At 55.0% G+C, this 24995-nt stretch carries 22 protein-coding genes; 15 read left to right on the forward strand and 7 right to left on the reverse strand.

The features are described from left to right. Positions 1 to 94: 94 nt before the first annotated feature. The 9 genes from murB (at position 95) to GO984_RS08095 (ending at position 12172) form a co-directional block, all read left to right on the forward strand. The gene (gene murB, locus GO984_RS08055) at positions 95 to 1018 is read left to right on the forward strand and encodes a UDP-N-acetylmuramate dehydrogenase (protein ID WP_157022217.1); all 924 of its coding nucleotides are present in this window, start codon (positions 95 to 97) and stop codon (positions 1016 to 1018) included. Between the two features lie 282 nt (positions 1019 to 1300). After that, a complete protein-coding gene (locus GO984_RS08060; protein ID WP_167740270.1) occupies positions 1301 to 2236 on the forward strand; it encodes a D-alanine--D-alanine ligase in 936 nt (311 codons plus the stop codon). Beyond that, complete coding sequence (locus tag GO984_RS08065) at positions 2224 to 3114, forward strand: cell division protein FtsQ/DivIB (protein WP_157022036.1); 891 nt, start codon at positions 2224 to 2226, stop codon at positions 3112 to 3114. Before GO984_RS08060 ends, GO984_RS08065 begins: the two co-directional genes overlap by 13 nt. A gap of 5 nt (positions 3115 to 3119) precedes the next feature. Beyond that, entirely contained in the window at positions 3120 to 4454 is a 1335-nt protein-coding gene (ftsA, locus tag GO984_RS08070) for a cell division protein FtsA (RefSeq protein ID WP_138161855.1), read from the forward strand. A gap of 385 nt (positions 4455 to 4839) precedes the next feature. Further along, a complete protein-coding gene (gene ftsZ / locus GO984_RS08075) occupies positions 4840 to 6444 on the forward strand; it encodes a cell division protein FtsZ (protein WP_157022037.1) in 1605 nt (534 codons plus the stop codon). Positions 6445 to 6675: 231 nt separating this feature from the next. Next, entirely contained in the window at positions 6676 to 7611 is a 936-nt protein-coding gene (lpxC, locus tag GO984_RS08080) for a UDP-3-O-acyl-N-acetylglucosamine deacetylase (RefSeq protein ID WP_167740271.1), read from the forward strand. 238 nt (positions 7612 to 7849) lie between these two features. Beyond that, a complete protein-coding gene (locus GO984_RS08085) occupies positions 7850 to 8695 on the forward strand; it encodes an outer membrane protein assembly factor BamD (protein WP_157022039.1) in 846 nt (281 codons plus the stop codon). A gap of 40 nt (positions 8696 to 8735) precedes the next feature. Next, on the forward strand, positions 8736 to 10388 hold the full coding sequence (recN, locus tag GO984_RS08090; protein WP_157022040.1) for a DNA repair protein RecN: 1653 nt from the start codon (positions 8736 to 8738) through the stop codon (positions 10386 to 10388). A 95-nt stretch (positions 10389 to 10483) separates the two neighbouring features. Then, the gene (locus GO984_RS08095; RefSeq protein ID WP_157022041.1) at positions 10484 to 12172 is read left to right on the forward strand and encodes a chloride channel protein; all 1689 of its coding nucleotides are present in this window, start codon (positions 10484 to 10486) and stop codon (positions 12170 to 12172) included. Between the two features lie 35 nt (positions 12173 to 12207). On the opposite strand, the gene GO984_RS08100 is transcribed toward GO984_RS08095, so the two are convergent. Continuing rightward, entirely contained in the window at positions 12208 to 13116 is a 909-nt protein-coding gene (locus tag GO984_RS08100) for a LysR family transcriptional regulator (protein WP_157022042.1), read from the reverse strand. Between the two features lie 97 nt (positions 13117 to 13213). Here GO984_RS08100 and GO984_RS08105 point away from each other — a divergent pair, with 97 nt between their 5' ends. Beyond that, a complete protein-coding gene (locus GO984_RS08105) occupies positions 13214 to 13405 on the forward strand; it encodes a hypothetical protein (RefSeq protein ID WP_138161848.1) in 192 nt (63 codons plus the stop codon). 168 nt (positions 13406 to 13573) lie between these two features. Here the strand turns inward: GO984_RS08105 and GO984_RS08110 are convergent, their stop codons facing one another. The 5 genes from GO984_RS08110 to cobS all read right to left on the reverse strand — a co-directional run bounded on the left by GO984_RS08110 (position 13574) and on the right by cobS (position 19147). Beyond that, on the reverse strand, positions 13574 to 13915 hold the full coding sequence (locus GO984_RS08110) for a DUF427 domain-containing protein (protein WP_157022043.1): 342 nt from the start codon (positions 13913 to 13915) through the stop codon (positions 13574 to 13576). Positions 13916 to 13974: 59 nt separating this feature from the next. Continuing rightward, positions 13975 to 15765, reverse strand: a complete 1791-nt coding sequence (locus GO984_RS08115; RefSeq protein ID WP_157022044.1) for an aminopeptidase P family protein — start codon at positions 15763 to 15765, stop codon at positions 13975 to 13977. 97 nt (positions 15766 to 15862) lie between these two features. Next, positions 15863 to 17737 (reverse strand): cobaltochelatase subunit CobT, encoded by a 1875-nt coding sequence (gene cobT, locus GO984_RS08120; RefSeq protein WP_157022045.1) that lies wholly within the window; start codon positions 17735 to 17737, stop codon positions 15863 to 15865. Next, entirely contained in the window at positions 17734 to 18129 is a 396-nt protein-coding gene (locus GO984_RS08125; protein WP_157022046.1) for a hypothetical protein, read from the reverse strand. The genes cobT and GO984_RS08125 overlap by 4 nt, the downstream gene beginning before the upstream one ends. A gap of 31 nt (positions 18130 to 18160) precedes the next feature. Continuing rightward, positions 18161 to 19147 carry a cobaltochelatase subunit CobS gene (cobS, locus tag GO984_RS08130; protein WP_157022047.1) on the reverse strand — a complete coding sequence of 329 codons (987 nt, stop codon included), beginning with the start codon at positions 19145 to 19147 and terminating at the stop codon, positions 18161 to 18163. Between the two features lie 290 nt (positions 19148 to 19437). Between cobS and GO984_RS08135 the strand changes: the two genes are divergently transcribed. From GO984_RS08135 to GO984_RS08150, 4 genes are all read left to right on the forward strand, one after another. Further along, on the forward strand, positions 19438 to 20076 hold the full coding sequence (locus tag GO984_RS08135; RefSeq protein WP_167740272.1) for a DUF1326 domain-containing protein: 639 nt from the start codon (positions 19438 to 19440) through the stop codon (positions 20074 to 20076). A 14-nt stretch (positions 20077 to 20090) separates the two neighbouring features. Further along, the gene (locus GO984_RS08140; protein ID WP_157022048.1) at positions 20091 to 20873 is read left to right on the forward strand and encodes a DUF2182 domain-containing protein; all 783 of its coding nucleotides are present in this window, start codon (positions 20091 to 20093) and stop codon (positions 20871 to 20873) included. Between the two features lie 73 nt (positions 20874 to 20946). Next, positions 20947 to 21279, forward strand: coding sequence for a GYD domain-containing protein (locus tag GO984_RS08145; protein WP_157022049.1), 333 nt, complete (start codon positions 20947 to 20949; stop codon positions 21277 to 21279). A gap of 209 nt (positions 21280 to 21488) precedes the next feature. Continuing rightward, a complete protein-coding gene (locus GO984_RS08150; RefSeq protein ID WP_157022050.1) occupies positions 21489 to 23579 on the forward strand; it encodes a DEAD/DEAH box helicase in 2091 nt (696 codons plus the stop codon). Between the two features lie 51 nt (positions 23580 to 23630). Here the strand turns inward: GO984_RS08150 and GO984_RS23925 are convergent, their stop codons facing one another. Continuing rightward, positions 23631 to 24182, reverse strand: coding sequence for a winged helix-turn-helix transcriptional regulator (locus GO984_RS23925; protein ID WP_342448068.1), 552 nt, complete (start codon positions 24180 to 24182; stop codon positions 23631 to 23633). Between GO984_RS23925 and GO984_RS08160 the strand changes: the two genes are divergently transcribed. Continuing rightward, complete coding sequence (locus GO984_RS08160) at positions 24070 to 24960, forward strand: DMT family transporter (protein WP_157022052.1); 891 nt, start codon at positions 24070 to 24072, stop codon at positions 24958 to 24960. The genes GO984_RS23925 and GO984_RS08160 overlap by 113 nt on opposite strands. Positions 24961 to 24995 lie beyond the last annotated feature (35 nt).

The following is a 24995-nucleotide window of genomic DNA, read 5'->3' on the forward strand; positions in this document are numbered from 1 at the left end:
AACTCAGCCGGTACAGACCAATGGATAAGTGGCGTTGTTATGTTCCAGTCTTCGGGGCTATATGCGCAAAGAACTACATCAAGGGGCGGGTGACATGAACATGGACGGTATCCGAGGGCGTTTGACCCCAAACCGCAACCTGTCAGAATTGACTTGGCTGCGCGTTGGGGGGGCGGCTGACTATTTGTTCCAACCTGCAGATATTGAGGATCTGGCGCTATTTCTAAAACAGCTGGATCCGACGGTACCAGTGTTTCCTATGGGAGTCGGATCTAACCTGATCGTACGTGATGGTGGGATTCGGGCCGTGGTGATCCGGTTGGGACGTGGCTTTAACAGTATCGTGGTAGATGGGGATCTTGTGACTGCAGGTGCAGCAGCATTGGATGCTCACGTCGCACGTAAAGCTGCGGACGCTGGGCTGGACCTCACATTTTTGCGCACTATTCCAGGGTCGATCGGTGGTGCGGTGCGGATGAATGCAGGCTGTTATGGCAGCTATATGGCGGATGTATTTGTATCTGCAACGATGGTGACCCGCGACGGCGAAATCTGTGAAGTTTCAGCGGATGACCTGAGTTTTCAGTACCGGCAAACCCAATTGCGTGAAGGAGCTGTGCTTGCCTCCGCAACACTGCGTGCCAGGACGGGGGATGTCGCTGATTTACATGAGCGGATGAAGCAGCAACTGGAAACACGCGACAAAACACAGCCGACCAAGGACCGCAGCGCTGGATCAACTTTTCGAAACCCTGCAGGTTTTTCATCCACTGGTAAGTCGGATGATGTTCACGATTTGAAGGCCTGGAAAGTGATTGATGACGCAGGAATGCGCGGCGCTACGCGGGGTGGAGCGCAGATGAGTGAGAAACACTCCAATTTTTTGATCAACAAGGGTGGCGCAACTGCCGCAGATCTCGAGGGTTTGGGAGAAGAGGTGCGAAAAAAGGTTTACGCATCAAGCGGGATAACGCTAATGTGGGAAATCATGCGGATCGGTGAGCCGCAGCCAGAATAATCAGAAAACTTATGCCCTGTAGACACTTAAGTTGATGCCAAACAGGAACCCCTTAGGGGTTGGTATTCTAGAAAACAGGTCATTGGTAAACATGGTAAACCTACCGTTAATAGGTCGGTAATATCTTTGTTGGTATGATGGCATAGGGGCTGGATGGCTTCTGGGACAGCTGGCGGAAACGCTAAAAAATAACAAGGGCGAACAATCGCCTTAAAAAACGGACCCTTAAGGGTTCTAATAACCAAAGGGGCGCAAAGCCCTGTGTATATTGAGGCATTTGACGTGGGTAAGTCGAGCGGGACACTCCGGAAAGTGGCGGTATTGATGGGTGGGCCCTCGGCTGAGCGCGAGGTTTCCTTATCCAGTGGGCGTGAATGCGTCACCGCACTGCGGGGTGAAGGGTATGAAGTGGTAGAGGTGGACGCCGGTCCTGACCTTGCTGCGCGTTTGCAAGACATCAATCCGGACGTGGTTTTTAACGCCCTGCACGGACGCTGGGGCGAAGATGGCTGTGTACAGGGGGTCCTTGAATGGCTGGGCTTGCCTTATACGCACTCCGGAGTATTGGCCTCGGCATTGGCGATGGACAAGCAACGTAGCAAAGAAGTGTTTCGCGCTGCTGGTTTGCCGGTGGTTGAAAGCCAACTGGTCGATAAAGCGTCGGTGATGGCTGCCCATGTGATGGCGCCTCCCTATGTGATCAAGCCAAACAACGAAGGCTCCAGTGTAGGGATCTACTTGGTTCACGAAGTTGCAAACGGACCGCCACAGTTGGCAGACGATATGCCGGATCTGGTCATGGCTGAGACATTTGCGCCTGGTCGTGAACTTACGGCAACTGTAGTGGGGGCAGGTGATGCCGACCCAGGTGCACTGACTGTAACCGATATACTGACAGATGGCTGGTACGATTATGACGCCAAGTACCAACCCGGCGGCTCGCGCCATGTGTTACCGGCAGATCTGCCGCAGGAGATTTTCGACCTGTGTCTCGATTACGCGCTGCGAGCACATCGGGCGCTTGGCTGTCGTGGCGTCAGCCGCACCGACTTTCGCTGGGATGAAAACCGCGGCGCTTCCGGGTTGATCCTGCTCGAGACCAACACCCAGCCAGGCATGACACCCACTTCTCTGAGCCCCGAACAAGCCGCGCATTGTGGTATGAGTTTTGGCGCGCTGTGCCGTTGGATGGTGGAGGATGCGACATGCGATCGTTGATTTTTTGGCGCCGTAAGACTGCGGAAATTAAGCAAGATCCCGCCCCTTCAAAGTTGAAGTACCGGATGCAGCGCTGGATGTTGACGCCGGGAATTCGGTTGGGGCTACGAATTGGCGTTCCTTTTTGTTTGGTAGCTGTACTGGGTAGCGCCTACATGGCCAATGAAGTACGCCGCGACGCTCTCAGAAGTTTTGTCGCTGAGATGCGCCAAACGATCCGCAACCGGCCGGAATTCATGGTCAATATGATTGCGATTGATGGTGCTGGTGGTGATTTGGCGGACGATATTCGCGAAGTTGCCTCGCTGCGGTTCCCGGTCAGCTCATTTGACTTAGATGTAGACCTGATACGCGACGTAATTGTTACATTGGATCCCGTGAAGTCCGCAACCGTGCGGATCCGGTCCGGTGGAGTGCTGCAGGTCGACGTGATTGAGCGCGAGCCAGCCCTAGTTTGGCGCAGCCATCAGGGCCTGGCCTTACTGGATGAAACAGGCGCTCATGTGGCTGAGTTGGGTCATCGGTCACTGCATTCAGGCTTGCCACTCATAGCTGGCAATGGCGCAGATGCCCATGTGGAAGAGGCTATGCAACTCTATTCTGTAGCGCGGCCATTGGGGCAGCGTCTGCGGGGATTGGTTCGCGTTGGCGAGCGGCGCTGGGACGTCGTGTTAGATCGCGGTCAGCGTATTATGCTGCCTGCTAAGAACCCGGCTTCTGCGCTTGAGCGCGTGATTGCCGTGAGCGAAGTGCGTGATTTGCTTGAGCGGGACATTGCTGCGGTGGATATGCGGCTTGCAGCGCGCGCGACTGTAAGAATGAACAATACCGCCGTGCAGGAATGGTGGCGGATCAGACAGATGAACGAGGGCGGATAGTCGGCATGACGGATCTTTATCAATCACAGCGGGCCATGCGGCAGATGCGTCGTCAATCTATGCAACGTGGCGTAGTTGCCGTGCTGGACGTCGGCAGCTCCAAAATCGCATGTCTGGTCTTGCGCTTTGATGGCAGCAGCCGCTTGAGCGAAGACAACTCCATTGGATCGCTCGCTGGTCAGTCCGGGTTCAGGGTTATTGGCGCAGCGACTACGCGGTCGCGCGGTGTGCAGTTTGGCGAAATTACGGCCATGCAGGAAACTGAGCGTGCCATTCGTACAGCAGTACAAGCGGCACAAAAGATGGCCGAAGTTCGGGTCGACCACGTAATCGCTTGTTTTTCAGGTGCCAATCCCAGGTCTTACGGTTTGGATGCGCAGGTAGATTTGCAAGGGCAGGTGGTCACTGAAAATGAAGTCGCCCGGGTATTGGCGGCCTGCGATGTGCCGGAATATGGTCAGGGTCGTGAAGTGCTACATGCACAACCCGTGAACTTTGCGCTCGACAACCGGTCTGGGCTGAGTGATCCCCGCGGTCAGCTTGGCCAGTCATTGGCAGTTGATATGCATATGCTGACAGTAGATGCGGCTGCAGTTCAGAACCTGGTGCGATGTATAAAACGATGCGATCTGGAGCTGGCTGGAATCGCCAGCTCGGCCTATGCATCGGGAATATCAGCACTGGTAGAAGACGAACAGGAATTGGGTGCAGCCTGCGTCGATATGGGCGGCGGATCGACTTCGGTGTCGGTTTTCATGAAGAAACACATGATTTACACCGATGCCGTGCGCATGGGTGGCGATCACGTCACCAGTGACATTTCTATGGGTTTGGGTGTCCCAACGGCTGCGGCTGAACGGATCAAGACCTTCTGTGGTGGCGTTCACGCAACTGGCGCAGATGACCGGGATATGATCGACATTGGCGGTGATACTGGTGATTGGGAGCATGACCGTCGCACTGTGTCGCGCGCTGAACTTATTGGTATCATGCGTCCTCGGGTCGAAGAAATACTGGAAGAAGTACGCGCGCGTTTAGATGCCGCCGGATTTGACCAGCTCCCTAGTCAGCAGATCGTTCTAACTGGCGGTTCTAGCCAAATTATGGGGCTGGATGGTTTGGCTAGTCGTATTCTGGGTCAACAGGTGCGTTTGGGTCGACCTCTTCGGGTTCACGGGCTGCCACAATCGGCCACTGGACCGGGGTTTTCTAGTGCGGTTGGGCTAAGCTTGTTTGCCGCCAACCCTCAAGATGAATGGTGGGATTTCGATATGCCAAATGATCGCCAGTCGGGCGGATCGATTCGGCGTGCGGTTCGTTGGTTCAAGGACAACTGGTAAGAGATGGTCAGCCTGATAATTCCGTCCAACTGCGACGGAATGTCGGGTGACAAAAAGTGAAAGAAACGTTAGGTAGCTATTAACCAGCCGCACAAAGCGGCGGATCCCGCAGGCCGAGCAGTGGTTTGCACGTAAATGAACGAGTGCCAGTTTTTAGTGATTCTGCTATTTGCGGGGTCAATATGTGTGCTTGTGTGTGTCTTCTGAAAAATCGCGAAATATGTCACAGTCGGCGAAATATCGCGGACCAAAAGGCAATTGTGGCCATATTTTGTGGGGAAGTGGGCGTTTTTTTGGTGACGCAAGGCAGATCACGCGGTAGAGTCAAGATGGACAGACAATAATAATGCCTCGGATAGAGGTGCATAATACAGGCGGACAGAGCATGACATTGAACCTTTCAATGCCCGGGCAGGAAGAGCTAAAGCCACGGATCACCGTATTCGGCGTAGGTGGCGCCGGCGGCAATGCAGTCAACAACATGATCGAAAAAGAGCTGGATGGCGTCGATTTTGTGGTGGCTAACACTGATGCGCAGGCGCTCCAACAAAGTTCCTCCAAAAGCCGGGTTCAGCTGGGCGTGAAAGTAACCGAAGGTCTGGGCGCCGGTGCGCGTCCCTCGGTTGGATCTGCCGCTGCCGAAGAAAGCATCGAACAAATTGTTGATCATCTGGCAGGCGCACACATGTGCTTTATCACTGCTGGTATGGGTGGCGGCACTGGTACAGGTGCAGCCCCGATCATCGCACAGGCCGCCCGTGAGCTGGGTGTTCTGACCGTTGGAGTTGTCACCAAGCCATTCCAATTCGAAGGCGCCAAGCGGATGCGCCAGGCCGAAGAGGGCGTCGAAGCCTTGCAAAAGGTCGTCGATACTCTGATCATCATCCCCAACCAGAACCTGTTCCGGTTGGCCAATGAGAAAACCACATTCACCGAAGCCTTCTCGATGGCAGACGATGTTCTGTATCAGGGTGTCAAAGGTGTGACTGACCTGATGGTTCGTCCAGGCCTGATCAACCTCGACTTTGCTGATGTTCGCGCCGTAATGGACGAAATGGGCAAAGCGATGATGGGCACAGGTGAAGCAGATGGCGAAACACGCGCCGTTGAAGCCGCCGAAAAAGCCATTGCCAACCCGCTGTTGGACGAAATCAGCCTGCGTGGTGCCAAAGGTGTGCTGATCAACATCACCGGTGCGCATGACCTGACATTGTTTGAGCTGGATGAAGCCGCCAACCGCATTCGCGAAGAGGTGGACCCAGAGGCCAATATCATCGTCGGTTCGACATTGGATACGGCTATGGAAGGCAAAATGCGGGTTTCCGTTGTTGCTACTGGTATCGACGCAGTTGAAGTGCGCCATGATGCGCCAGTTCCACGTCGTCCCATGTCCGCTCCACTGAAGCAAACTGTGAGCGCAGAAGAACAGCGTCCTGCTCCACTTGAGCTGAATACACCTGTCGAAGTGCCAGCGGTTGCCGCCTCAGAACCTTCATTGTTCGAGGGGTTGGAAGGTGAAGCTGCGGCTGTTCAGGAGCAACCTGAAGAAGTCTTTGAAGAACCTGAATTGGCGACCCAAGATGGACTTCCAATGCCTGCATATCAGCCACAGGTCGCTGAATTCCAGCCACAGGCTGAGGTTGCCGAGGCAGCGGCTGAAAGCTTTGTCGCTCCGAAAGCTCCAGCGCCAGGGACACCATCACCAGAAGCCATCGTACGTTTGCAGGCAGCCGCCCAACGGGTTTCCGCACCTGCGGCAACCGGTGATACAGGCGAAAATCCTGCCAAGCAACGCGCTGGGTTTGGTCTGAATTCATTGATTCACCGGATGACCGGCCAAGCGGGTGACACACCAGCTGCCACCCAGCCACGTCAGCAGCCAGCCGTTCAGCAACCCGCTGTCCAGCAGGCTCCGGCACCGCAGCAAGCTGTTAATCCTGAGCAAGAACGGATTGAAATTCCAGCATTCTTGCGCCGTCAGGCCAACTGATACAGCTAACTGTTAAGCTATATCAGTCACTTGTCACTGTATTGGGGCCGCTTTCTAGCGGCCCCTTTCCGTTTGAATCCAATGTGTTAACAGGTGTTAAGCGATGTTCTGCCGATCTGTTACAGTGATGTTTCAATCCGTTACAAAGATTGAGTTGTGGCTTTTTCTTGGACACTTTAACTCTTGCTCAACACAGCTCGTGAGGCTGGACATGATGCTACGAGGCACAGAGTGCAAAATACGCTCAAGACATCGGTGACATTTGACGGCGTCGGCCTGCATTCAGGTTTACCCGTGAAAATGATTCTACATCCTGCGCCAGCAGGACATGGCATCAGCTTTCAGCGCACTGATATCGAATTGGGCAATACTGTCATTCCTGCACGATGGGATATGGTTGAGCGCACAGCCCTATGTACGCGTCTGGTCAACGAAGCCGGAGTGGTTGTTTCAACTGTCGAACATATCATGGCTGCGCTGGCGGGATGTGGTGTCCATAATGCGTTGGTGGAGCTTGACGGCCCAGAGGTCCCGATTGTTGACGGATCGTCTGCCCCCTTTGTACGCGGCATCATGAAGCAGGGGTTGCGTCGGCTCACAGACCCGGTCGTGGCTTACGAAGTGTTGAAACCTGTAACTGTCGAGCTCAACGGCGCCAAAGCAACCTTGATGCCATCGGATCGTACCCGGATCGAATTTCATATTGATTTCACGGACGAGGCCATTGGACGACAGAGCAAGTCATTGGATCTGCGCAATGGCGCCTTTGCTCGCGAGCTTTGCGATAGTCGCACCTTCTGTAGCCGCTCAGATGTTGAAACAATGCAGGCCAATGGCTTGGCACTTGGCGGTGTACCTGGCGAAAACGCCATTGTGTTTGACGGAAAGATTGTCGAAAGCGGTGCAGGTCTTCGCCATGAGGACGAGCCCGTACGGCACAAAATGCTTGATGCACTTGGTGATCTGGCCCTAGCTGGCGGCCCTCTGATTGGCCACTATGTCGGTGAACGGGCAGGTCATGCGCTAACCAACACCTTGCTACGTGAACTGTTTGCCACCCCAGGGGCCGTGCGTGAGGTCACCTGCGATTTGGCCATGGCCATGCGTTTACCCGGACAGGGTTTGATTTGGTCGGAAATTCCGACCGAAGTTGCGCGCGTCGCCTGACATTAGCACAGCTATGGTGTTGAGAATCGCAGAGCTCGGCCATTCGGTGCGAGCTCTTTTTCTGTTTTGCGTAAGGCTGACGTGGCTTGAGGTGCTGCCTGCACTTGACGGAGGGCTGCTTTCTTTGCCATGTGAATGCGAAAATGGGTTAAAGGCATTTTGCACCTCAGATGAATGTGCTAGACCCTGCATAACCGGGGTGAACACCCGCAAGTCAATACGGTGAGGTTAGGCGAATATGGTCGGCATCAGGGCAGGGTTCAAAGCCATCGGTGTAGTTCTTCTACTGACCGCTCTTGTCAGCTGCGGCAAGGGCCGTGAAGGAGACCGGTCAATCAATCTGGAGGCGTTTACGCCGGAACAGATTTTTGAACGAGGCGAGTTTGAACTGTCCCGAAACCGGACCGTCGACGCTGCCTACTACTTTTCAGAAATAGAACGACTGTATCCCTATTCTTCGTGGTCGCAGCGGGCTTTGATCATGCAGGCTTATACCTATCATCAGGGTAAAGACTATGAAAACAGCCGTGGCGCTGCGCAGCGGTTTATTGATTTCTACCCGACCGACGAAGATGCCGCCTATGCTCAGTACCTGTTGGCTCTTAGTTATTACGACCAGATCGATGAAGTTGGCCGCGATCAGGGGCTGACGTTTCAAGCCTTGCAGGCGCTGCGGACCGTGATCGAAGTCTATCCTGATAGTCAATACGCCAACTCGGCCATTTTGAAGTTTGACCTAGCCTTTGATCACTTGGCGGGTAAGGAGATGGAAATCGGCCGCTACTACTTGCGCAAGGGCCATTACTCATCTGCGATCAACCGGTTCAGGGTTGTGGTCGAAGATTTCCAAACTACGAGTAACACACCGGAAGCGCTGCACCGTCTGGTAGAGGCCTATCTGTCCCTGGGCTTAACGGCTGAAGCGCAGTCTGCTGGTGCCATCTTGGGGCATAACTATCGTTCAACAGAATGGTACGAAGACAGCTACAAATTGCTAACGGCTAATGGGCTGAAGATGAAAGACCGTGGAAACAACTGGCTAAGCCAAATCTACCGTCAGTCGATTAAAGGGCAATGGCTCTAAGGAAGGGTGGGGCCGCGTCCCCACCTTACGGATAGCGGTTATGCTGCGCGCACTTGATATTCGCGATATTCTGATCATCGATCACCTCGAACTGGGATTCAAACCCGGCCTGAATGTGTTGACTGGTGAAACCGGGGCAGGCAAGTCTATCTTGCTTGATTCGTTGGGCTTTGTTCTAGGCTGGCGGGGGCGTGCGGAATTGGTGCGTCAGGGCGCCAAGCAGGGCGAAGTCGTAGCAGAGTTTTACTTGAATGACGGGCATGCAGCCCATTCAGTGTTGGCCGAAGCCGGGTGGCCACCCTGTGAAGACGGCGAACTGATCCTACGCCGTGTCAATACCTCTGAAGGGCGTAAGACCGCCTGGGTTAATGATCGGCGATGTTCAGGTGAGGTTTTGCGGGCGCTTTCAGCCACATTGGTGGAATTGCACGGCCAACATGATGATCGTGGTTTGCTCAATCCCAAGGGCCACCGTTCAATGTTGGACGAGTTTGCTGGTGTGGGCGCTCTGTTAGCGAACACTCGTAAAACCTGGACCGCGATGGCCAAGGCCCGCAAAGCGGTGAGTGCAACCCGCGCCGCCCTAGATGAAGTCAGAGCCGAAGAAGAATTCCTGCGCCACGCGGTTGCTGAGTTGGACCAACTGAACCCTCAGACCGGTGAAGATGCTGCGTTGGATGTGCAGCGGCGACAGATGCAAGGAGCAGAACGTATCCGCGGCGATGTTGCCCGCGCACATGGTTTCCTGACCGAAGGTGCTGAAAGTGCGATGGGCGAAGCACAACGCTGGCTGGAATCAGTCAGTGGCAGCGATGCAGCTGACCTGGACGCGCCGCTAGCAGCGCTAAGCCGAGCCATGTTGGAATTGGGCGAAGCACAGGATGGTGTAGGCCGTGTTCTAAGCGGGCTGGAGTTCAATCCATCCGAACTGGAAGAATGTGAAGAACGGTTATTTGCCATTCGCGCACTTGCTCGCAAACACGACGTGCTGGCCGATGAGTTGAGCGCATATGGTGACACATTGCGGGCCAAACTGGCGGCATTGGACGCGGGCGACAAGGACCTAGCCGATCAAGAAACCGCATTATTGGCGGCTGAGGCAGATTACGAGGTAGCCGCCACGTCACTCAGCGCAAAACGTCAGAAACGCGCCGGGTCTCTAGATGCCGCAGTGATGGCGGAACTTGCACCTCTCAAAATGGAACGAGCGGTGTTCCAGACGATGTTTGACACGGCAGAAGCGGGCCCCGAAGGTCGGGATGCCGTAGCATTTACTGTGGCCACGAACCCGGGCGCACCTGCTGGGCAGCTGAACAAAATTGCTTCGGGTGGTGAACTGAGCCGTTTTCTCTTGGCGCTCAAAGTGTGTTTGCACGGGGATGACAGTGGTCAGACATTGATCTTTGATGAGATCGACCGCGGTGTTGGTGGGGCTACCGCTGATGCAGTGGGCCGCCGCCTTTCGGCGCTGGCCGAAGGCGGGCAAGTTCTGGTGGTCACCCATTCCCCCCAAGTCGCGGCGCAAGGCGCTTATCATTGGCGGGTGCAAAAGCAGGTTGTCAAAGATTTGACACTCTCCACAGTGGTGCCTCTGGACAGTGATGCGCGCGTTGATGAAATAGCTCGGATGGTTTCTGGCGATACGATTACGGAGGAGGCCCGCGCAGCGGCGCGCTCTCTGTTGGCAAGCTAGCAGAGACAATCTTCTGAGCGTGTTACAAAAATTAACTGTCTTTTTTGTAACGTCACTCTGTTCTAAACAGATTGGGACCGGACCAAAGGCAGGCAATGAAAAAAACCACTCGCTCTCTTATGTTGACCCAGCGGGCGTTGGTACGTGCGGCGCTGCGCGATGGTTGGCGTGTGCTGCGCCACCGTGGCCCCAGTCAGGTGCAGTTCTGGTTCATCGCTTTGATGATTGGTATCGCTGGTGGGTTTGCCGCCTTATTCTTTCGCATGGGTATTACCGCGCTGCAGGCCTGGGTTTACGGGGCAGACGATGTTCTTTTTCTGCATACTTTCGCAGAATCTCTGGAGTGGTATTGGGTTTTGTTAATCCCCGCACTTGGTGGTCTGGTGGTTGGGGTGATCCTGCACAATTTTACGCCTGATGGGCGGGTGCGTTCCGTAGCAGATGTGATCGAGGGCTCGGCCCTGAGGGACGGGCGAGTTGAAGTGAAGGAGGGGTTGGCCTCTGCGCTGGCCTCGTTCTTGACGCTCAGTACCGGGGGGTCAACCGGTCGAGAGGGACCAGTGGTTCATCTCGCGGCTGTCATTTCGACCTGGGTCAGCAATCGCATTCAGGCCGATGGATTAACCGGGCGAGATTTGCTGGGTTGTGCCGTGGCGGCAGCCGTGTCTGCAAGCTTCAATGCTCCAATTGCGGGTGCGCTATTCGCGCTTGAAGTGGTTCTGCGACATTTTGCGGTACATGCCTTTGCCCCAATTGTGATCGCCTCAGTCGCTGGTACAGTGATCAACCGACTGGCTTATGGCGATGTCACAGAATTTGATCTGGTGACGCCGGGCGCTTTGCAATTCTATGTAGAATTACCTGCGTTTCTAATCTTGGGGACCATTTGCGGCCTGGTGGCTGTGGTGTTGATGAGGTCCATTTTCTGGGCTGATGCGCTTGCTGGTTTTGTCCAGGATCATTTGCACTTGCCTCGCTGGCTGCGTCCAACCGCAGCGGGAGCATTGCTGGGGCTGATGGCAATCTGGTTCCCCCATATAATTGGCGTTGGATATGAAACGACCGTCCTGGCTCTTACTGGCAGCCTGCTGCTATGGCAGGCAATTCTGTTCGCCATATTCAAAACAGCGGCGGTGGCTGTCACCATGGGTGGCCGTATGGGCGGCGGGGTGTTTTCACCCGCTCTAATGATCGGGGCACTGACCGGACTGGCCTTTGGGCTGATTGCCACATCGGTGCTGCCAGATGTTTCAGGTACGCATACGCTTTATGCCTTTGCTGGCATGGGAGCGGTTGCGGCGGCTGTACTTGGCGCCCCAATTTCAACAACCTTGATTGTTTTTGAGCTCACGGGCGACTGGCAAATTGGGTTAGCGGTAATGGTGGCTGTGTCGATGTCCACCGCACTTGCCTCGCGGCTGGTGGATCGCTCGTTTTTCCTGACCCAGCTGTCAAAACGTGAAATCCACTGTGCCGCTGGGCCGCAGGCTTACGTGTTGGCGCTGATCCGGGCAGGTGCCGTGATGCGGCCCCTGGGTGATCCGCGCTGTGCAACATCTGAGGACTGTGTGGCGCTAATTGATCAGGGGCTGTGTATTGTAGCTGCCGCTAGTCTTGAAGCAGCTATGCCGATTTTTGACCGCGCAGATATCGCATATTTGCCCGTGGTTGTGCGTAACGATGAAAATGACGATCCAGAAATTCTAGGCGCCCTGTATCACATTGATGCGTTAAAGGCTTATAATCGAGCACTGGCTGCGGCTGCAGCTGAAGAACACAGCTAGCCACAGGTAAGGTCTGACTGGTTCAATTCCAGATTTTAGTCCGAAGATTTAATAGCGTCGCAGATTACACTGCGCAGCCATTTCAGGCGGGCGGAATTATCATAACGCCGATGCCAAACCAAATCAAAATGAAGATCAGCCTGTGGCAACGGGAGTGGACAAGATTGCAATCCAGAAAAAGCAGATTGCCCCAACTGTGATGGTAATGTCGCAATCATGTCAGAACCGCGCACCATCTCAGCCAGCAACCAGACATTGGGCACCATGCAGGAAATCCGTCGTTTCAGGCCTCTGTCTTCTAGTGACAGCGCCAACTCGCTCTTACTGCTTCCACCAAAATCCAATGCTGCGTGACGGGCATTGCAATAGTCCGAAACTGTGTGGACTGGCTCCGAAACTGAAGCGTCATAAAAAACGACCATCTTACTGGATGACAAGGGTGTATGGTTCAGACTAAGCGGATACTTGGCTGGACGCACAGAGATGGCAATGTTTGTACTGGCGTTGTCGAGCACCGTCTCGACGTTTGTTCGTGATCCAAGTTCACGAAAAATCACTGTCTTGTCAGGTACTTGTTTCCATATTGCATCTCTGATCCGCGAAACCTCATGGGCCAATGTACTACCATTGGCGGCAATTGAAAAAGGCTCTGTGTCTGTGTGAGGGTTATAGTCCCCCATGTCGACAAGGGCTTCCATTTCCGCAAGTAAGCCCCGCACCTTCGGGGCCATCAACTCAGCATGGGCACTGGGAATGATGCCTCTGCCTGCTTGTATGAACAGGCTGTCACCCAAAATAACGCGCAGTTTTTCGATGCTATGGCTCACCGTGGATTGACTGATATCCAGTTGGTGCGCTGCCTTGCTGACCGATACATTATCGAAAACAGCGAGAAAGATGCGTAAAACCCGGCCATTGATCTGTGATATATCGACATCTTGCATAGGTTAATTTTTTCTTTCGATTGCTAAAATGAGTAAGCTAGCCTCATGATAAAGACGGAACAGTAGTACTACTCACAGGCAAGACGGAAGGAATATCATGTTCTTCTCGAAAAACGGCCCAAAAGAGGCTGATAAGAACAACAAATTGAGCGAGCAAGAAAAAGAGCGAGTGTCACTAGAGGCCCTCATTGATTACGCAATCCGCTGTGCAAACGAGACGCATTTTGTTGGATCGGGTGATGCTATGGAAGCTGCACGACGCCAGTTAAGCAATTCTCTGCTCCATTAACGAAGTTTGGGATGCGACAGGTAGTCGCCCCCAGTATCGTAGTGTTCAAACACCTCACCCTCGCGGCGTAGCTCCGCGCGGATGCTCTTTTTGACCCTAGTTTTTAGTTTGAGTGTAAAAGCTAGAGTTCGGAACTCTTAGTAGATCAGGAGTTGCCTTCTTTTGCTGCTAAAGCTGCTCGACCTTGACTGATTCACTGAGCACAAACGCCAGATAGTTTTTGATTTCAGCAACATCATCGATTGGGTTTTCGTAACTCCAGACCGCGTCTTTTGTGGTTGTAGACATATTAACAATAGAGAAGTAGCTGGCATCACCTTTATAGGGGCAATGGGTTGTTTTATCGCTTCGATCCAGCATGGCCATCGCAATATCTTCACGAGGAAAATAGATCACAGGCGCAAGGTGCCCTTCGTTCAACTCCAGCACATTGCTGCTTTCTCCCAGGATAGCACCACCCGAGCGTACGACCCAGTTGCCAGTTACCTTGCGAATGCGGATATCACTCATGTCATCTTCCCTGTGTTCTTGGTTCTCTTCGGCCGAGCAGCTTCTATATCAGTTGAAAATCAGATTGTCGCGGTTGCTGTGACCAGCCATGCCTGCGCATCAGCGGTGACGTTGGGGCCAATTTTTGCCGCGACTTCTTGATGATAGGCATTTAGCCAGTTGCGTTCTGCTTGGGTCAGCATCTCTACAACGATCAATCGCCGGTCAATTGGAGCAAAGGTGAGTGTCCGCCAGACCAGCATTTCCCGCTCTGCGTCGGCGCTGGTTAATTTGGGAGCAGGCTCAACCACCAACAGGTTTTCAATACGAATACCAAATGCCCCTTCACGGTAATACCCGGGTTCATTGGACAGGATCATCCCTGCTTCTAATGGCACATGGCTAACACGGCTCAATCGTTGTGGCCCTTCATGGACACTCAGGAACGCGCCAACCCCGTGGCCTAACCCGTGGTTAAAGTCTTGACCTGCCAGCCACAAGGGAACCCGACCCACGGCTTCGATGTCACGTCCAGCCAGTCCAACGGGCCAGCGTAGACAGGACATGGCGATCATACCTTGCAGGACGCGGGTAAACGCCGCCTTTTCTTCGTCACCAGCCGCTCCAATTGGTACTGTGCGGGTAATATCTGTGGTGCCGTCCAAATACTGGCCCCCACTGTCCAGAACCAGCAAATCGCCTTCGTTCAGAACGGTGTTGGAGTCCTCTGAGACCCGGTAGTGCATGACCGCACCATTTTCACCCGTACCCGCGATGGTTTCAAAGCTGATGTCGCGTAGGGCGGGGTCGCGCTGGCGCAACTCTTCCAGCTTGGTAACCACTTCAATTTCGGTCAGGCTGCCAGGAGCCTGAGCATCAAGCCAGGCCAGCACCTCGACCACTGCTGCGCCATCCCGCAGATGGGCGGCGGCACTTCCTGCTATTTCAGCGGCGTTTTTGCGGGCCTTAGGCAGGGCACAGGGATCACCGGCGTTCACCAACCGGTCGCCAAGTTTATCAGCCAGAACCTGAGGTACAGTAGTCGAATCTACGGCAACTGCACCGTTCAAAGCAGCGACAGCTGCTTCAAGGTTGGCCGTAGGGTGGATCGTCACTGAGGCGCCCAGATGTTCGGTGACACCAGCCAGTTTTTGCGCTGCCATAAACAGATCTACCCGCGCATCATCGTGGAGAATTGCAAACCCATGCGCGACTGGATTGCGAGCGATATCGGCCCCACGTATGTTCAGCAACCACATGATTGAATCGGGCAGGGTGATTAGTGCTGCTGTTTGGCCCGCATCGCTCAGTGACTTGGCCAGTCGCTGACATTTGTCAGCCGCAGTTTCACCGGCATATTGAAGTTCATGAGCGGTGACATCCTGCATCGGGGCAACAGGACGATCTGTCCAGACCCGGTCCACAAGATTGTCGACCTGTACCAGTTCGATTCCGGTTCCAGTTAGGCGCTCCAACAAGGTCTTGATCTGTCCGGCGGCGTGTAGCCAGGGATCAAATCCAACCTTGCCACCCTCTGGTAGTTGCTCGATGAGCCAATCCGCCAGTTGGATCTCCGGCCAGGGTACGGGGGTGTATTCAGCTGCGACCTGTCGTTTGACCTGGGTGCGGTACCGCCCGTCGATAAATACACCCGCGATACTTGTAAGAACGGCACAAAACCCTGCCGACCCGGTAAATCCGGTCAGCCAGCTCAGCCGTTCATCACAAGGGGCCACATATTCCCCTTGATGTGCATCTGCACGCGGCACCATAAACCCGTCCAACCCTTCGGCCGTCAATTCTGCCCGCAGAGCCTGCAAACGTGGCGGTCCCTGTTCCGGGCGCGAAGTCACATCAAAAGTCTGATACATGTGGGGTCCTCCGGGGCAAAATCAAAAGGCGCGCCATCTCGATGACGCGCCTTATATCTTCTTGTTTCAAATACCTCTGCCTGTGGCAAGGGTCGGCTTATCCAGCTCGCTTGATCCCCATCACCCGAGCACGCGCGCGCGGGTCAGAATCAAACAGCGCTGCCAATTGTTCAGTCATAGCACCGGCCAGCTGTTCCACGTCCGTGATGGTGACTGCGCGGTTATAATAACGAGTCACATCATGGCCGATCCCAATCGCCAACAGCTCAACAATTTTCTTCTTTTCCACCATGGCGATAACATCACGCAGGTGCTTTTCGAGATAGTTGGCAGGGTTCACCGACAGGGTACTGTCATCCACTGGCGCGCCGTCCGAAATCACCATCAGAATTTTGCGTGCTTCTTGCCGTGCGGCCATCCGCCGATGGGCCCATTCCAGCGCTTCACCGTCGATGTTTTCCTTCAGCAGTCCTTCCTTCATCATCAAACCCAAATTGGGTCGGGTGCGGCGCATTGGGGCGTCGGCACTTTTGTAGATGATGTGGCGCAGGTCGTTCAGACGGCCCGGCATTTGTGGGCGCCCATCGTTCAGCCAGGTCTCACGCGCCTGTCCGCCTTTCCAGGCTCGGGTGGTAAAGCCCAGGATTTCGACCTTGACGTTGCAACGTTCCAGCGTTCGGGCCAGAACATCCGCACAAATCGCCGCGATCGAGATCGGCCGTCCACGCATCGAGCCAGAGTTGTCGATCAGCAATGTCACGACCGTGTCTTGGAATTCAGTGTCTTTTTCGATTTTGAACGACAGCGGTGTAGTGGGGCTGACCACCACACGGGCCAAACGGCCGGCATCCAGAATGCCTTCCTCCAGATCAAATTCCCACGACCGGTTCTGCTGCGCTTGTAGGCGGCGTTGCAATTTGTTGGCCAAGCGGTTCACGGCACCTTTCAGCGGCTCTAGTTGCTGATCCAGATAGGCGCGCAGGCGTTCCAGCTCGGCTGGTTCTGCCAGATCTTCGGCGCGTATTTCTTCGTCGTGGTCGCTCAGGTATACCTTATAGTCCGGATCGGCATCAGAGGGCGGCATTGGGGTAGGCGGCTCCAGCGGTGCCTCACCATCCGGCATTTCGGTTTCTTCACCAGTTTCTTCGTCCGCCATATCATCGGCTGAAACCTGAGCCTGCTGCTCGTCCTGTTGTTGTTCCTGGCTTTGCTCCGGATCGGCGTCAGCCTCGTCATCCGAAGCATCTTCTTGACCGCTGCTATCGGGATCTTGCTGTTCTTCTGCGTCGTCTTCGGCCTGATCATCCTGATCGTCGATATCGTCAGGGTCATCGCCCAGCTGATCGCCATAGCCGAGATCACTGATCACCTGTCGAGCGAACTTGGCAAATGTGGCCTGATCAGCAATGGTGTCGTCGAGGTTTTCCAGCGTTTCGCCAGCCTGGTTTTCGATAAACCCACGCCACAGTTCCATCACGTTGGCCGCACCTTCAGGCAGGGGGCGCCCGGTGGCCAGATGGCGGATCAGATAGCCGGCTGACACCGCAAGCGGCGCCTCGGAAGCAGTCTGACACTGGTCATAGCCCTTGCGCAGAGCTTCGTTGTGGATTTTGACGTCAATGTTGCTGGCGGTGCCGGGCATATGCCGCGCGCCCATGGCCTCGCAGCGGGCGGTTTCCATCGATTCGTACAAGTCACGGGCCATGTCACCGGGTGGTGCGTATTTGGCATGCACGCCATCGTCATGGAACCGGTGGCGCAACGCCAGAGCATCAGCAGTGCCACGGGCCAGCAGCACCTCTTGCCGGGTCATTCGGCGCGATACCTGTGGCAAGCGCATTGAATCCCCGGATAGGCCGGATGGATCAACAGTATAGGCGACGCTCAGGTCCGAGTCATTGGCCATGACCTTGGTGGCCTCGGCGAGGGCCTTTTTGAACGGATCAGCGGGGTTGTCATTTGGCTTTTTCATTGGAAAACCCAGCGTGTTTTTTCAAGTTTTGCACCGAGATCAGAGCAAAAATCATACAGTTTTGTCAATTCGGTCACTTGTGAATTTTCTGTTGTCGGCCGCTGCATCTCAAGAAAGATGGAAAGCATCGTTGGAACCAGATCGCGTTCGTATCCCAACCGTTCAACATAGCTAGGAGAGACACTGTGTTTTTTCTCGTAGGCCACAGTCGCAAAAGCGGTCAGGGCTTCTTGAAAAGCCATGTCCATATCGCCGTCACCGACATTGTGCTCAAAATGGTATAGATCCGCCATCAGATATGCTGAACAGACGTAGTAAGCTTCGGTCTCGCTTTCGACATCGACCCAGCCCGCCAACGCCTGCGAGGCACTCAGCCCCAGCGCTGCGAGCAAAGTCGCAGCGGGAGCAAGTATATGTGGCAGTCTACCCAAGGCTCACGTTCGCCGCGCTTTCCGGCAATTCCTCGTCGAAACAACGCTGATAGAACTCGGCCACGGTCTGGCGTTCCAACTCGTCGCATTTGTTCAGGAACGACAGGCGGAAAGCATAGCCCACATCGCGGAAAATCTCGGCGTTTTGCGCCCAGTTGATCACGGTCCGTGGCGACATCACGGTGGACAGGTCACCGTTCATGAATGCGGTGCGGGTCAGGTCGGCCACAGTCACCATCTGGCTTACGGTCTTGCGGCCGGCCTCGGTGTTGTAATGCGGCGCCTTGGACAGCACGATCATGGTTTCGGCGTCGTGGCTCAGATAGTTCAGGGTCGATACCAGCGACCAACGGTCCATCTGCGCCTGGTTGATCTGTTGCGTACCGTGGTACAGGCCAGTGGTGTCGCCCAGACCAACGGTGTTGGCGGTGGCGAACAGGCGGAAGTGTGGGTTTGGCGTGATGATCTCGTTCTGATCCATCAGGGTGAGTTTACCGTCATGCTCAAGAACACGCTGGATCACAAACATAACGTCGGCGCGGCCGGCGTCATATTCGTCAAACACAATCGCAACCGGGTTGCGCAGCGCCCAGGGCAGGATGCCTTCGTGGAATTCGGTGACCTGTTTGCCGTCTTTCAACTTGATCGCGTCTTTACCGATCAGGTCGATCCGGGAAATGTGGCTGTCGAGGTTCACACGCACTGCAGGCCAGTTCAGCCGGGCGGCAACCTGTTCGATGTGTGTGGACTTACCCGTGCCGTGATAGCCTTGGATCATAACGCGGCGATTGTGCGAAAATCCGGCGAGAATGGCCATGGTGGTGTCTGGATCGAATTTATAGGTGCTGTCGATATCCGGCACCCGGTTTGACCCATCGGCAAAACCTTTGATGGTCATGTCGGTGTCGATGCCAAACACATCGCGGACCGAAATGCTCTCGGTGGGTTTAGCAGTGATATCCAGCAAGCCGTTGCTCATGACGCGCGATCCTTATTCTCATATCCCCATCGGCGGGGCCCCGTTTGTCGGATTGGTGCAACATCTAACGGGCAAGGGCAAGGGGAACCGCACAGGTTCACGGCCTGGCGGTGTGTTTACTCACTAACTGGTCTTATCGCAGGCATGTTGTCGCCTGCTGTGGCCCAAATAGTTGAAGGTTGGTGGTCGCAATCTCAAAAGTCGGCCTACCTATAGGTATTGCTGAGTTTGGGCCCGGACCCCGCATTCGATGTGTTGTTAAATCGGGCTTGTGTTGTGGAGGACTTCTTGTGGAACAGTGGAGCATTCAAGGCGAAGAGATCGCCAATTGTAACTGCAACTTTGGTTGCCCCTGCCAGTTTGGTGTATTGCCAAGTGATGGAACCTGCGAAGCGGCGGTGTTTTTCCGCATCGACAAGGGCCACTATGGCGATGTCCAGTTAGACGGTCTGTTGGCTGCTGGTGTTTACAAATGGCCCGGTCCGATCCATGAGGGCGCAGGTGAAATGCAGCTGATCATTGATGACAAAGCCAGCGCCGAGCAACGCGCCGCATTGCAGGCGATCATGACAGGTCAGGATACTGTCGAAATGGCCACCATGTGGTTTATCTTCAGCGCCATGTGTCCCACCAAGCATGACACCATTGTCTCTCCCATTTCGGTTGAGATAAACGCAGAAGACCGGATCGGCAAAGGCTCCGTTGCCGGAGTGGTAGAGGTCAATGCAGAGCCGATCCCAAACATCATGTCCGGTGCGCCGCATCGCGTTGGTATTCGATTGCCAAACGGATTTGAGTTTGGCTTTGCCGAGATGGCCAAAGGCAGTACAAAAACTTCGGGTGGCGCGATTGAGTTGCTTAAGAACTCTGGAACACATGCGCATTTCGCCAGTCTGCATTTGACCGGTGAAGGCCGTATTGGCGCCTGAGCGTTGGCACAAACATGGCACATTTGAAGCAAACTCCGGCGCTGGGGCCGGTAGAAAAGTTGGTGCGTCGGGATAAGTTGATTGTCCTGATTTCAGCATTGCTGATTGCCGTGTTAGCGGCGTGGTATACTCTGGCCGGGGCTGGCATATCAATGTCGATGAACCCGGTCTGGACGCCGGATTATGCGCTACTGAACTTTGCCATGTGGTGGGTCATGATGATTGCCATGATGACCCCCAGCGCCGCACCGATGTTGCTTCTTTATGTTGCAGTCAAGCGCATGGGGGCAGGGGCAGACCAAGCTGTCTGGCTCAGCCTGTTGTTTTTAGCAGGATATCTATTGGTCTGGGGGGGCTTCAGCCTGATTGCAACTGCTGCACAGTGGCAGATTGAAATCCTGGATCTCTCCATGGGGGCGATGATGCCGCTGACGTCGCGGTCGATTGCTGGGGCTGTTTTGCTGTTGGCGGGCTGTTATCAGTTTTCTGGTATCAAAGATGCCTGTCTGAGGCATTGTCGCTCTCCCAGCGCATTTCTGGCTGATCACAACCAACCGGGGGCAAAAGGGGCGTTGCGACTGGGTATCCTTCACGGCGGCTATTGTCTGGGCTGCTGTTGGGCGATGATGGCACTGCTGTTTGTTGGGGGGCTCATGAACCTCTATTGGATCGCAGGTCTTGCGCTTTATGTTTTGGCCGAAAAAACACTACCCAAAATGCACAGGTTTTCTGGCGTAACAGGAGCTGTGTTGATCACCAGCGGCGCATATTTTCTGATCTCGTCCCTGATAAATTAGTCAGTGGTCGTGCTTGGCTCTGGACTGGAACCTCCGGAGATTTTCCAACCTCAAACCGAAACAGGAGATGACTATGGCGTTATTTATTACCTATGCGAGCTATTCGCAGGCTGGCATCAAAGGGCTGCTATCCAAGCCCGAAAACCGAACCGGTGCGATTCAAAGCTTGCTCGACAGTGTTGGCGGTAAAGTGGTGGCTATTTATAATACCACCGGAACCAATGACATCGTTTTAGTGTCCGAAGCCCCGGACGGTTCGGATGCTGTTGCTTTAGCGATGGCGGTTTCTGCCTCAGGTGCGATTTCCAAAGCTGAGACTGTGCGCGCATGGACTAGCCACGATTTTGAGTCTGTTATCAAAAAGGCTGCTGGCCTGACCGGTGCCTATGTTCCTCCCGGATCGTGATAGATGGCATAGACGGGTTGCGCAAAATAGCGCGGCCCTTCGCCTATCACTGAGCGCATAGCTGCCTGTACAATAGAACATCTATACTTTTGCTCCGAAACCTATTACATGCGCCCAATCGGGTCACGTGGGCCCCGCCCACCGTGATGGTGGTGCCGTCAAAATTCCGGGCTGGCTGACCCAATTGCCGTGCCCCGCAGCAAGCGAAAATGAATATCGTGAAAACAGCACTCGCAGATGCGCTTAAGGCGCGCGGTTATGAATCTCTGACCCAGGTCCAGCAAGAGGTCAGCAATCCTGAGCTCGAGCAGTCGGATCTGTTGGTCTCTGCCCAGACTGGTTCGGGCAAAACGGTTGGCTTTGGTTTGGCTATGGCGCCAACCCTGTTGGGCGACGACGAAGGTTTTGGTCAGGCAGCCGCGCCGCTGGCGCTGGTTATTGCGCCAACCCGCGAATTGGCCCTTCAGGTCAAGCGCGAGCTGAGCTGGTTGTACCAAGGTGCCGGTGCCCATCTGGCGTCAACCGTCGGCGGGATGGATATGCGCGACGAGCGTCGGGCGCTGGATCGCGGTACTCACATCGTTGTAGCTACACCAGGCCGTCTGCGCGACCACATCATGCGCGGCTCTATCAATCTGTCCGAAGTCCGCGCCGTTGTGTTGGACGAAGCCGACGAAATGCTCGACCTTGGGTTCCGCGAAGATCTGGAATTCATTCTGGGCGAAACACCTGAAACGCGCCGTACCCTGATGTTCTCGGCCACGGTGCCTAAAGGCATCGCACGGCTGGCAGAAACCTATCTGAAAGATCACCAGCGGATCACCACGGTTGCCGAGAAATCGCAGCACGCGGATATTGATTATCAACTGCTGGCCGTGTCTCAACGCGATAGCGAAAACGCGATCATCAACGTTCTGCGCTTTCACGAAGCCCCCAACGCGCTGGTGTTCTGTAACACTCGCGCCATGGTCAACCGCCTGACTACGCGCCTGTCGAACCGGGGCTTCTCGGTTGTGGCGTTGTCGGGCGAGCTGTCACAAGCAGAACGCTCGAACGCGTTGCAATCCTTGCGGGATGGTCGTGCCAGCGTTTGTGTGGCCACTGATGTTGCGGCACGGGGGATCGACCTGCCTAAACTGGATCTTGTGATCCACGCAGAACTGCCAAACAGTCACGAAACCCTGCTGCACCGTTCAGGCCGGACCGGCCGGGCAGGGCGCCATGGTGTCTCTGCGCTGATCGTTCCGCCCAAGGCGCGCGGCAAAGCGATGCGCTTGCTGCGTTCGGCTAAACTCACAGCTGATGAGCTGAATGCGCCAAGCGCCGAAGCTGTTCGCGGCCAGGATGAGGCCCGTATGCTGGGTGATGCATCCTGGAACGAAGCCGTGACTGATGCAGAGGCCACACCTGTTGCGAACCTGTTGGAGAAATTCTCTCCGGAGCAGCTCGCGGCTGCTTACCTGCGTTTGTTCCACTCGCGTCACACCGCGCCGGAAGAACTAAGTGACCCAGGTCAGGACAAAGGCAACCGCAGAGAGCGCGAACCATTTGGACCGTCGGTTTGGTTCTCCGTTGCCGGTGGTCGCGATGCGGGTGCAGAGCCGCGCCGTCTGCTTCCAATGCTGTGCAAGGCCGGTAATCTGTCCAAAGACGACCTCGGTGCGATCCGGGTGCAGGGCAAGGAGAGCTTTGTTGAGCTGCGCCAAAGCAGTGTTGATGGCTTCCTGAAGGCACTTGGTGGCGCTTCAGAAGTTGAAGGCTCCAAGGTGACCCAGCTGGATAAGGCTCCGGACATCGCCAATTCGCCACGCCCTAAGTTTGATGGCAAAGGCCCGCGCCGCGATGATCGTGGCGACCGCAAACCACGCGGCCCACGCGAGGATTACAAATCGCGCGGTCCACGAGAAGACCGTAAGCCTCGTGAAGACCGGAAACCACGTGAAGACATGGGCAAAAAGGGTGGCGGATCTGGGTATGGCGGCAAGCCTTCAACCCCACCAACCGATTGGAACGATGCGCCAGCTCCACGAGCGAAAAAGCCGAAGCCTGCTGCGAATAAGGCTGCGAACAACCCCTCTCAGCGTATGGCGCGTCCGGGTGAAGAGCATGTCACCCCTCTGAAGCGGCGAAAGTCTGGCGATAGCAAGCCCTATGCCGGCAAAACACGCAGCGACGGTGAACGCAAAAAAGGTCCACCACCCCCAAAGGGGCGGCCTGATAGCAAAAAGAACCGGGCCCGCGCAGCAGCCGCAAAAGGTGGCGGTGGCTACGCCAAGAGCAAGCCCCGCAAAGGGAACTAGTACTTTCCGACGTTAGAAATATGGATGCAGGGCGGCCTTTGGTCGCCCTTTTTATGTGTTGCTGGACGTCGGCTCAGTAGTGTTCTCGACTTGCAAAACTGCCCAGTGTGTAGACCAGTTCCCCAATGGTGCCAGCAACTGGAACAGCTCTTGTCCGGTGTCAGAAAGCTGATACCCGGCATCCCCACGTTCAAGGAGCCCGCTTTCCCGCAGCTCTTTGATTCTACGGTTCAAAACCGACGGCGAAACAGACTCGCAGCTGTCCTGGAGGTGCCTGAATGTCATGGGCTGCTGTGACAGTTGCCAAATTATGCCTAAGGCCCAATTCCGCCCCAATAGATCGAACAGTGCCATAATAGGCTTACCAGTTTTTGAACCTCTGACAGGAGATCCGGGTCGGGGAGTGTGATTTGGCATAGGTTCTCCGTTGCTATCATTTGTGTAGCGCGCTACTGCTACACAAATGATAGCAATCTCCGAGAGGTAAGTCATGTTCTTGTTGCCTGTGTCTGCGGCTATAGCCGCATCAGCTGGCTGGGCCGCTGGGATCGTGCTGGCGCAGGCGCCTGCTCGCCAACTAGGGGCTTTTGAATTCACCCGCATTCAGCTGATCGCATGTGCAGCAATTCTATTCTTGGCAGCTACACTGTTGGGAGGGTGGACAACTGTTGCCTGGCAGTATTGGTCGTCTTTTGTTGTCAGCATTCTTTTCGGGATCGTCATCGGCAACCTCGCGATGATTGAATGCCTGCGCCGTGGCGGACCCAGACGTACCGAAGTGTTATTGTCCCTCAAGGCGCCAATTGTTGCAGGCCTCGCCTATCTCTGGCTTGGTGAAGCTCTTTCCGCTTTGGGGGTATTTGGGGTTGGGTTGGCGATATCGGGGGTTCTGATGGCAGTCTTATCCCAAACGGACAAACCGGAACTCAAGGAGAAAGTTTCAGGTTCGATTGGCATAGTTATCATGTTGGGGCTTATCGCCACCACCAGCCAGGGCATAGGGTTCCTGATCATGAAACCCGCGATGTTGGCTGGAACCGATCCTATCGCAGCCTCGGCGATACGACTAACCGGCGCTGCCTTTTTGGTTTCGGTGATTGGCTTGTGGCCAGCACAGGTGTTTAGATGTGAAACCAGCATGACACCGACACTTCTTGGGCGGACCATTCTCCCAGGATTTATTGGCTATGGAGTTTCGTCAACTTTGTTGTTGTATGCCTTCGCAAACTTCGAAGCGGGCGCTGCAGCGGTTTTAGGATCGCTTTCACCCGTGCTGATCTTGCCTATCCTGTGGGTAAGGGATGGTGTGCGACCTTCATTCCAAGCAATTCTGGGTGCTGCATTTGCCGTACTTGGAACGAGCCTGATTGTTCTAACATGAAAATACGCCCTCGTTTTGGCCCCAGCCATATGCCT

Source organism: Parasedimentitalea huanghaiensis (assembly GCF_009753675.1).
In the GTDB taxonomy this organism is placed as follows: Bacteria; Pseudomonadota; Alphaproteobacteria; order Rhodobacterales; family Rhodobacteraceae; genus Parasedimentitalea; species Parasedimentitalea huanghaiensis.